The organism is Streptomyces marinisediminis, from assembly GCF_026262575.1.
Lineage (GTDB): Bacteria > Actinomycetota > Actinomycetes > Streptomycetales > Streptomycetaceae > Streptomyces > Streptomyces marinisediminis.
Genome location: NZ_JAPKFL010000052.1, coordinates 1 through 11420, shown reverse-complemented (window position 1 = coordinate 11420; position 11420 = coordinate 1). Strand labels below are relative to the sequence as shown.

Annotated in this window: 2 protein-coding genes; both read left to right on the top strand. The window is 77.0% G+C overall.

The features are described from left to right. Window positions 1-4047: type I polyketide synthase (locus OSB71_RS23735; RefSeq protein WP_265950861.1), on the top strand; the 4047-nt coding region annotated here is incomplete at its 5' end. Between the two features lie 50 nt (window positions 4048-4097). Continuing rightward, a partial coding sequence (locus OSB71_RS23730) for a type I polyketide synthase (RefSeq protein WP_265950860.1) occupies window positions 4098-11420 on the top strand: 7323 nt, incomplete at its 3' end.

The window sequence follows — 11420 nt, the reverse complement described above, 5'->3', positions numbered from 1 at the left end:
GGCTCGGCCGTCAACCAGGACGGCGCCTCCAACGGACTCACCGCACCCAACGGACCCTCCCAGCAACGCGTCATCCGCCAGGCCCTGGCCAACGCGGGCCTGACCCCCGCCGACATCGACGCCGTCGAAGCCCACGGCACCGGCACCCGGCTCGGCGACCCCATCGAAGCCCAGGCCCTCCTCGCCACCTACGGCCAAAACCGCGACCCCCACCACCCCCTCCACCTGGGCTCCATCAAATCCAACATCGGCCACACCCAAGCCGCCGCCGGCATCGCCGGCACCATGAAAATGATCCTCGCCCTCCGCCACGGCCTCCTCCCCCAGACCCTCCACATCGACACCCCCTCCACCCACATCGACTGGGACACCACAGCCGTCACCCTCCTGACCCAACCCACCCCCTGGCCCGCCACCACCACCCCCCGCCGCGCCGCCATCTCCTCCTTCGGGCTCAGCGGGACCAACGCGCACGTCATCATCGAGCAGGCGCCACCGGCCGAGGAGCCGGCGCGGGTCGCGGACCCGGTGCCACAGCCCGCGCCGTCCGCCGTGCCGTGGGTGCTGTCGGCGGCGTCCCCGACCGCGCTGCGGGCGCAGGCCACCCGCCTGCTCACCCACCTGCACGACCACCCCGGCACCCCGCCCGACGACCTGGCCTACTCCCTCGCCCTGACCCGCGCGCACCACCACCACCGCGCCGCCCTCACCGGCCCCGACCCCCGCGCCGCCCTCACTGCGCTCGCCCACGACACCCCCCACCCCCACCTCCACACCGCCGAGGCCCACCCCCACCCCCGCATCACCTTCCTCTTCCCCGGCCAGGGCACCCAGTGGCCCGCCATGGCCCGTCACCTCCTCACCACCCATCCCGTCTTCACCACCCACATCACCCGCTGCGCCGACGCCCTCGCCCCCTTCACCGACTGGAACCTGCTGGACGTCCTGCGCGGTGAACCCGGCGCACCCGGGCTGGACCGTGTGGACGTGGTGCAACCCGTGCTGTGGGCCGTGATGGTGTCCCTGGCCGAAGTCTGGCGCCACCACGGCATCCACCCCGACGCCGTCATCGGCCACTCCCAGGGCGAGATCGCCGCCGCCACCACCGCCGGCATCCTCACGCTCCACGACGCCGCCAAGGTCACCGCCCTGCGCAGCAGAGCCCTCACCGCCCTCACCGGCCACGGCGCCATGCTCTCCCTCACCCACCCCACCGCACGCGTACGCGAGCTGATCGCCCGCTGGGACGGCCGGATCGCCCTCGCCGCCGTCAACGGCCCGGCCAGCACCGTCGTCTCCGGCGACCGCGAGGCCATCGAGGAACTCCTCACCGCCTGCGAGCGCGAGGACGTCCGCGCCCGCCGCATCGACGTCGACTACGCCTCCCACTCCGCCCACGTCGAAGCCATCGAGACCGACCTCCTCCGCCTCCTGGACGACATCTCCCCCCGGCCCGGCACCGTCCCCCTCTACTCCTCCCTCACCGGCACGCTCCTGGACGGCACCGCGATGAACGCCGCCTACTGGTACCGCAACCTCCGCGAGACGGTGCGGTTCGAGCAGGCCACCCGGGCCGCCCTCGACGACGGCCACACCCTCTTCGTCGAAACCAGCCCCCACCCCGTCCTCACCCTCGGGCTCCACGACACCATCAGCGACACCCACACCGACGCCGCCATCCTGCCCACCCTCCGCCGCGACCACGGCACCCTCGCCCAGCTCCACACCGCCCTGGCCCACGCCCACGCCCACGGGGCGCCCCTCGACTGGCGCACCCTGTTCACCGACGCCGCACCCCGCCGCGTCCCCCTCCCCACCTACCCCTTCCAGCGCACCCGCTACTGGCCGGAGCTGCCGGAACCGGCGGCGGCCCCGGTGGACGAGGTGGACGCGCGCTTCTGGGACGCCGTGGCGCAGGAGGACCTCGGGGCGCTGTCGCAGGCGCTGGACGGCGCCGACGCGGAGCCGCTGAAGGCGGCGCTGCCGACGCTGTCCGCCTGGCGGCGGCGCCGGACGGAGCGGTCGGCGCTGGACGCGTGGCGCTACCGGGTGGTGTGGCGGCCGACGGCGTCGGTGGGCACCGGCCCGGCCCTGTTGACGGGCCGCTGGCTGCTGGCCGTGCCCGGGGAGCCGGGCGGGGACGGCAAGCCGGCGGACGCCGTGGCGGACGCGCTCACCGCCCACGGCGCGGAGGTCGTCCGCGTCGCGGTGACCGAGCGCGCCGCGCTGGCCGCCGAGTTGGCGCGGATCGGACCCGGGTCCGTCGCCGGAGTGGTGGCCCTGCCGGCCCCGGCCGCGTCGGACGGGGACGTGGCGGCGGTGGCCGGGACGGTGGCGCTGCTCCAGGCGCTCGGGGACGCCGGGGTGCCGGCGCCGCTGTGGAGCCTGACGCGGGGCGCCGTCTGCGTCAGCGGCGCGGACCGGCCCGTGGACCCCGCGCAGGCGGCGGTGTGGGGGCTGGGCCGGGTGGCCGGGCTGGAGCTGCCGCAGCGCTGGGGCGGGCTCGTGGACCTGCCCGCCGAGCTGGACGAGTCCGCCGCCGAACGGCTGTGCGCGGTGCTGGTGGCGGACCGGGGCGAGGACCAGCTCGCGCTGCGCCCGCAGGGCGTCTTCGCGCGGCGCCTGGTGCGCGCCGGGGCGGACGGCACCGCGCCGGGCTGGGCCCCGCGCGGCACGGTCCTGGTCACCGGCGGCACCGGTGCGCTGGGCGGCCACGTCGCCCGGTGGCTCGCGCGGGCCGGTGCCGAGCACCTGGTGCTCACCGGCCGCCGCGGCCCGGACGCCCCCGGAGCCGCCGCGCTGCGGGACGAACTGACCGCGCTGGGCGCCCGGGTCACCCTCGCGGCCTGCGACGTCACCGACGGCACGGCCCTGGCGGCGCTGCTGGAGCGGCTGGACGCCGCCGGGGACGCGCCGACGGCCGTGGTGCACGCGGCCGGGACCACCGACGACGGCCTGATCGACGCCCTGACCCCGGAGCGGGTCGTGGAGGGGACGCGGGCGAAGGTGGCCGGTGCCGCGCACCTGCACCGGCTCACCGAGGAGCGGGACCTGGACGCGTTCGTGCTGTTCTCCGCCGTCTCCGGCACGGTCGGCGGCGTCGGCCAGGCCACCTACGCGGCCGCCAACGCCTACCTGGACGGGCTCGCCGCCCACCGCAGGGCGCTGGGACTGGCGGGCACGGCGCTCGCCTTCGGCCCGTGGGCCGACGGCGGCACCGCCCGCGCGGACGACGGCTTCGCGGACCGCTCGCGCGGGCGCGGGCTGCCCGTCCTGCCGACCGAGGCGGCCCTCTCCGCCCTGGCCACCGCGGGCCGAAGCGACGCGGGCGGAACCGGCGCCGACCCGGGTGACGGCGCCGGCCCGGGCGCGCCCGAGGCGGCGGCCGTGCTGGTGGCCGACGTCGACTGGCCGGTGCTCCTGTCCGCGCTCCTGGCCGCCCGCCCGGCGGCCTGGCTCGGCGAGCTGCCGGAGGTCCGGGCGTTCCTCGCGGAGTCGGCCGGGGCGCGGGGCGCCGACGGCGGAGCCGAGGCGTTCACGGCACGGCTCGCCACCCTGTCCCCGGCCGAGGCGTCCCGCGCGCTGCTGGAGCTGGTGCGCACCGAGGCGGCGTCCGTGCTCGGCTACGACTCCGACGAGCCGATCGGCGCGAAGCGGCCCTTCCGCGACCTCGGGTTCGAGTCCCTCACCGCCGTCAACCTGCGGAACCAGCTCAGCGCGAGGACGGGTCTAACGCTGCCCGTGACGCTGGTGTTCGACCACCCGACGCCGACGGCGCTCGCGGAGTTCCTGCGCGACCGGCTGGGGGAGGGGCGACAGTCGCCGGAGACGGCGGTGCTCTCGGAGCTGGGCCGACTGGAGGAGGGGCTGTCCGCGCTGGACGACGAGGGCGCCCGGCAGCGCGTCACCGCACGCCTGCGGGCGCTGGTGGCCCGGCTGGACGGGCAGCCGGGGGCGGACGAGGCGGACGGCGTCGCCGAGCGACTGGACGCGGCGGACGCCGACGCGGTCCTGGCCTTCATCGACAGCGAGTTCGGAGAGGCCTGAAGAAGCAGTGCGTATCGAGAGTGCGGACATCCTGAAGGGGTTGGCGGGGCATGGCGGATGACAAGAAGGTCCTTGAGTACCTGAAGCGGGTGACCGCCGATCTCCACCAGAGCCGGCAGCGGGTGCGCGAGCTGGAGGCGGGGGAGCACGAGCCCGTCGCGATCGTGGCCATGAGCTGCCGGTTCCCCGGGGGCGTGCGCTCGCCCGAGGAGCTGTGGGAGCTGGTCTCCGGCGAGCGGGACGCGATCGCGGCGTTCCCCGACGACCGCGGCTGGGACCTGGAGGGGCTCTACGACGCCGACCCCGACCGGCGCGGCTCCTCCTACGCCGACTCCGGCGGTTTCCTGGACGGCGTCGGGGACTTCGACCCCGCGCTGTTCGACATCAGCCCGCGCGAGGCGCTGGCCATGGACCCGCAGCAGCGGCTCCTCCTGGAGTCCGCCTGGGAGCTGTTCGAGCGTGCGGGCCTGGCGCCGACGGCGCTGCGCGGGCGGCCGGTGGGCGTGTTCGCCGGCGCGTCCGGGGAGGACTACTCCTCGCTCCTGCGCTACACCGAGGGCATCGAGGGCTACTACCTGACGGGCACCTCGGGCAGCGTCGTCTCCGGCCGCCTCGCCTACACCTTCGGTCTTGAGGGCCCGGCCGTGTCCGTGGACACCGCCTGCTCCTCGGCGCTGGTCTCGGTGCACCTGGCCGCGCAGGCGCTGCGGCAGCGCGAGTGCGCGCTCGCCGTCGCCGGGGGCGTCACGGTGATGTCGGCGCCCGGGATGTTCATCGAGTTCAGCCGCCAGCGCGGCCTGGCCTCGGACGGGCGCTGCAAGGCGTTCGCGGAGTCCGCCGACGGCACCGCCTGGTCCGAGGGGGTGGGCCTGCTGCTGCTGGAGCGGCTGTCGGACGCGCGCCGCAACGGCCACCAGGTGCTGGCGGTGCTCCGGGGCTCGGCGGTCAACCAGGACGGCGCGAGCAACGGGCTGACCGCGCCCAACGGCCCGTCCCAGCAGCGCGTCATCCGGCAGGCGCTCGCCAGCGCCGGGCTGTCGGCCGCCGACGTGGACGCCGTCGAGGCACACGGCACCGGCACGACGCTGGGCGACCCGATCGAGGCGCAGGCGCTGCTGGCCACCTACGGTCAGGACCGGCCCGAGGGCCGGCCGTTGTGGCTGGGCTCGCTGAAGTCCAACCTCGGCCACACCCAGGCCGCCGCCGGGGTGGCCGGGATCATCAAGATGGTCATGGCGCTACGGCACGGCACGCTGCCGCGCACGCTCCACGTCGACCGGCCCTCCAGCCACGTGGACTGGTCGACCGGGGCGGTGGAACTGCTCACCGCGGCGCGGCCGTGGCCCCAGGGCGACGAGCCGCGCCGCTTCGGCGTCTCCTCCTTCGGCATCAGCGGCACCAACGCGCACGCCGTGCTGGAGGAGGCTCCCCCGGCAGAACCCGCCGAACCCGCCGAACCCGCCGAACCGGACGGCGAGGGCGGGGCCGGCACCGGGGCGGCCCGGCCCACCGCGCTCACCGTCACGCCCTGGCTGCTGTCCGGGCGCGGGGAGCGCGCCGTCGCGGACCAGGCCGCCCGCCTGCTGGAGTCGCTGACGACCGGGCCGGCGGCGCGGGCGCTGGACGTGGCCTACTCCACCGCCGTCACCCGCGCCGCGCTCGACCACCGCGTCGCCGTGCTCGGCCGCGACCGGGACGAACTGCTGGACGGGCTGCGGGCCGTCGCCGACGGCGCGAGCGCGCCGGGGGTCCGCTCCGGCACCGTCGTGGAGGGCGGCGGACTGGCGTTCCTGTTCTCCGGTCAGGGTGCGCAGCGGGCCGGGATGGGCCGGGAGCTGTACGGCGCCTTCCCGGTGTTCGCGGATGCCTTCGACGCGGTGTGCGCGGAGCTGGACCGCCACCTGGGCGCCTCCGTCCGCGAGGTGGTCTTCGACGGCTCGGAGCTGCTGGACCAGACGCAGTACACGCAGGCCGGGTTGTTCGCACTGGAGGTGGCGCTGTTCCGGCTGCTGGAGCACTGGGGGGTGGCCCCGGACTACCTGCTGGGCCACTCGCTCGGTGAGCTGGCCGCCGCGCATGTGGCCGGGGTGTGGTCGCTGGAGGACGCGGCCCGGCTGGTCGCCGCACGCGGCCGGCTGATGCAGGCGCTCCCGTCCGGTGGCGCGATGATCGCCGTGCAGGCCACCGAGGACGAGATCACCCCGCACCTGACCGACGGCGTGTCCATCGCCGCCGTCAACGGACCCACCTCCGTCGTCATATCGGGCGACGAGGCGGCCGTCACCGAGATCGCCGCGCGGTGCGCCAAGAGCAAGCGGCTCACCGTCAGCCACGCCTTCCACTCCCCGCACATGGACGCGATGCTCGCGGAGTTCCGCGCCGTCGCGGACGGCCTCACCTACCACGAGCCGCGGCTGCCGCTCGTGGCCAACCGCACCGGGGACGTGGTGCCCGCCGAGGAGCTGTGCACCGCCGAGCACTGGGTGCGGCACGCCCGCGAGGCGGTGCGCTTCGCGGACGGGCTCGCCACCCTCGCCCGGGCCGGGGTCACCACCTGCCTGGAGCTCGGCCCCGGCGGCGCGCTCGCCGCCCTGGGCACCGAGGCCGCCGCGGACGCCGGCACCGCCGACCGCACCGCCCACCTGCCCGCGCTGCGCAAGGACCGGCCCGAGGCCGACGCGCTGCTCACCGCCGTCACCGAGCTGCACGTGCGCGGCGTCGACGTCGACTGGGCCGCCCTCTACGCGGGCACCGGAGCACGCCGCACCGACCTGCCCACCTACGCCTTCCAGCACGAGCGGTACTGGCCGGCCGTGCCCACCGGGTGGGGCGGCGACGTGGGCGCGCTCGGCCAGCGCCCGGCCGAGCACCCGCTGCTGGGCGCCGCGGTGAGCCTGGCCGACGGCGACGGCACCGTGTTCACCGGCCGCCTCTCCCTCCAGACCCACCCGTGGCTCGCCGACCACGTGGTCCTGGGCACCACCCTGCTGCCCGGCACCGCCTTCGTGGAGCTGGCCGTCGTCGCCGGGGACGAGGTCGGCTGCGGCGAGGTCCGCGAGCTGAACCTGCACGCCCCGCTGGTCCTGCCCGAGCAGGGCGGCGTGGCGGTGCAGGTGTCCGTGGGCGCCGCCGACGCGGCCGGGCTGCGTCCGGTCACCGTCCACACCCGCCCGGACGGCGCCGACCCCGACGCGCCGTGGACCCGGCACGCCTCCGGCACCCTCGCCCCGGCCGGCACCGCCCCGGCACCGGCCGCCGACGACGCGGCGGCCGCCTGGCCCCCGCCCGGGGCCACCGCCGTGCCGCTGGACGACTTCTACCCGACCCTGGCCGACAACGGCTACGCCTACGGACCCGCCTTCCAGGGGCTCCGGGCGGCCTGGCGCAGCGGTGACACGCTGTTCGCGGAGGTCGCGCTGCCCGCGGACGCCGCCCCGGGCGCCCGCTCCTTCGGGCTGCACCCGGCCCTGCTCGACATGGCCATGCACCTCAACGCCCTCGCGGACTCCCACGGCGGCATGGGCACCGGGCGCGGCCGCCTGCCGTTCTCCTGGACCGGCGTCACCCTGCACGCGGCGGGCGCCGCGGCCGTGCGGGTACGGCTGGAGCGCACCGGCACCGACGGCGTCACCGTGCGCCTGTCCGACGAGACGGGCCGACCGGTGGCCACCGTCGAGGAGCTGATGTTCCGGCCGGTGACCGCCGACCAGCTCGGCAGCGCGCGGACCGCCCGCCCGGACTCCCTGTTCCACGTGGAGTGGACCCCCGTCCCGGCCGACGCCCCCGCCGACGCCGGTGCCGCCGACGCCGGGGAACGGGTCGTCATCGGGGACAACCCGCTCGGGCTGCCCGCCGACGCCCGCTTCCCCGACCTGGCCGCGCTCACCGAGGCCGTGGCGGCCGGGATGCCCGTCCCCGGCACGCTGCTGGTGCCGCTGCTCACCCCGCCCGGCGCCCACCTCGCCGACGCCGCCCACGCCGCCGCCCACCGCGCCCTGGACCTGGCCCAGCGCCTCCTGGCCGACGAGCGGTTCGACGGGAGCCGGCTGGCGCTGGTCACCGGCGGCGCCGTCGCCGCCACCGCCGAGGACACCGTGGACGACCCGGCCCAGGCCGCCGCCTGGGGCCTGCTGCGCTCCGCGCAGTCGGAGAACCCCGGCCGCTTCGTCCTGCTCGACCTCGACACCGCCCCCGCCTCGCGCCGCGCGCTGCCGCGGGCGCTGGCCTGCGCGGAGCCCCAGGCGGCGGTGCGGGACGGGCGGCTGCTGGCCCCCCGGCTGGCCCGCGCCCCGCACGCCGACGCCACGGGCGGCCCGCTGCTCGACCCCGAGGGCACCGTGCTGCTCACCGGCGCCACCGGAGGCATCGGCACCCTGCTCGCCGAGCACCTGGTCCGCGCCCACGGCGCCCGGCACCTGCTGCTGCTCAGCCGACGCGGCCCCGAGGCGCCCGGCGCCACCGACCTCACCGGGCGGCTCGAAGCGCTCGGCGCCACCGTCACCCTCACCGCCTGCGACACCGGCGACCGCGACGCGCTGGCCCGGGTGCTGGCCGCCGTCCCCGCCGACCGCCCGCTCACCGCCGTCCTGCACGCCGCCGGCCTGTCCGACGACGGCATCCTCACCGCGCTCACCCCCGAGCGCGTCGACGCGGTGCTGCGGCCCAAGGCGGACGCCGCCGCGCACCTGCACGAACTGACCGCGGGCCAGAACCTCGCGTCCTTCGTCCTGTTCTCCTCGCTCGCCGCCACCTTCGGCGGCCCGGGCCAGGGCAACTACGCCGCCGCCAACCTCTTCCTCGACGCCCTCGCCCAGCACCGCCGCGCCCGCGGCCTGCCCGCCCACTCCCTGGCCTGGGGCCTGTGGGCCGAGCGCAGCGGCCTGTCCGCCCACCTGGACACCGCGCACCTGGAGCGCATCAACAGCTCCGGCGTCACCGCCATCGCCGCCGAGGAGGGCCTCGCCCTCTTCGACGCCGCCACCGCGCGCCCGGAGGCCGTCGTCGTCCCCGCCCACCTCGACCTGGGCGCCCTGCGCGGCGGCACCCCCGCCGACGCCGTGCCGCCGCTGCTGCGCGGCCTGGTCCGCCCCGCCGCCCGCCGCGCCGCCGCCGACGGCGCACCGGCCGTCGTCTCCTCCCTGGTGCGGCGGCTGGTGGAGCTGCCCGAGGAGGACCGCACGGCGCTCGTCCTGGGCGTGGTGCGCGAGGCCGCGGCCGCCGTCCTGGGCTACCGCTCGCCCGCGGACGTGGAGCCCCAGCGCGCCTTCAACGACCTCGGGTTCGACTCCCTGACCGCCGTCGAGATGCGCAACCGGCTCGGCCTGGCCACCGAACTGCGGCTGCCCGCCACGCTCGTCTTCGACTACCCCACGCCCACGGTGCTCGCCGAGCACCTGCGCGACCAGCTCCTGGGCAGCCCGGCCGCCGCGGCCGAGCGCGCCGCCGCCACCCGCCCCGGCGGGGACGACGAACCCGTCGCCGTCATCGGCATGAGCTGCCGCCTGCCCGGCGACGTCCGCTCGCCCGAGGACCTGTGGCGCCTGGTGCGCGCGGGCGGCGACGCCATGGGCCCCGTCCCGGCCGACCGCGGCTGGACCGGCACCGGCCTGCCCGGCGCCGGCGAGGCGGACGGCGACGGCGACGGGCTGCGCGGCGGCTTCGTCACCGACCCGGCCGGCTTCGACTCCGCCTTCTTCGCCATCTCCCCCCGCGAGGCCACCGCCATGGACCCGCAGCAGCGCCTGCTGCTGGAGACCTCCTGGGAGGCGTTCGAACGCGCCGGCATCGACCCGGCGACCGCCAGGGGCACCAGTGTCGGCGTCTTCGCCGGCTCCAGCGGCCAGGACTACTCCGCGCTGCTCAACGCCTCCGAGGGCAACGAGGGGTACCTGCTCACCGGCACCACCGCCAGCGTCGTCTCCGGCCGCGTCTCCTACGCCTTCGGCCTGGAGGGACCCGCGGTGACGGTGGACACCGCCTGCTCGTCCTCCCTGGTGGCACTCCACCTGGCCGCGCAGGCGCTGCGCCGCGGCGAGTGCTCCATGGCCCTGGCGGGCGGCGTCATGGTGATGGCCACCCCGGCCGCCTTCGCCGGGCTCAGCGGACAGGGCGGCTTCGCCTCCGACGGGCGCTGCAAGGCCTTCGCCGACGCCGCCGACGGCACCGGCTGGTCCGAGGGCGTCGGCGTCCTGCTGGTCGAACGGCTCTCCGACGCCCGGCGCAACGGCCACCCCGTGCTCGCCGTCCTGCGCGGCTCGGCCGTCAACCAGGACGGCGCCAGCAACGGCATCACCGCGCCCAACGGACCCTCACAGCAGCGCGTCATCCGCGCCGCCCTGGCCGACGCCGGCCTGACCCCCGCCGACGTGGACGCCGTCGAGGCGCACGGCACCGGCACCCGGCTCGGCGACCCCATCGAAGCCCAGGCCCTCATCGCCACCTACGGCCGCGACCGCGACCCCGAGCACCCGCTGCGCCTGGGCTCGGTCAAGTCCAACATCGGCCACGCGCAGGCCGCCGCCGGGGTCGCGGGCGTCATCAAGATGATCATGTCCCTGCGCCACGGCATCCTGCCCAGGAGCCTGCACATCGACGCCCCCACCTCGCACGTGGAGTGGGACGGCGGCGGTGTGGAGCTGCTCACCGAGGAGGAGAAGTGGCCGCAGACCGGCCGGCCGCGCCGGGGCGCCGTCTCCTCCTTCGGCGTCAGCGGCACCAACGCGCACATCGTGCTGGAGCAGGCACCCGAGACCGACGGGGCGGAACCCGGTGCGGTGCCGCCCGGCGGCGCCGCACCGGTGACCACCGAGGCGGTGCCCGTCGTGCTGTCGGCCCGGAGCGAGGCGGCGCTGCGCGCCCAGGCCGCCCGGCTCGCCGCGCACGCCACCGCCCACCCGGAGTACGGCACCGCCGACCTCGCCCACTCGCTGGCCACCACCCGCGCGCACCTGCCGCACCGCGCCGCCCTCGTCCCGCGCGACCGCGACGAACTGCTGCGCGGCCTGGCCGCCCTCGCCGACGGCCTCGCCGCGCCCGGCACCACCACGGGCACCGCCACCGCCCAGACCGCCACCCGCCCCGTCTTCGTGTTCCCGGGTCAGGGTGCACAGTGGGCGGGGATGGCGGTGGGGCTGCTGGGGTCTTCGCCGGTGTTCGCGGCGCGGATGGCGGAGTGTGCCGCCGCGCTGGAGCCGCACGTGGAGTGGTCGTTGCTGGATGTGGTGCGCGGTGTGGAGGGTGCTCCGGGGTTGGAGCGGGTGGATGTGGTGCAGCCGGTGTTGTGGGCGGTGATGGTGTCGCTGGCCGAGGTGTGGCGTGCCCACGGTGTGGAGCCGGCCGCTGTGCTCGGTCACTCGCAGGGTGAGATCGCGGCC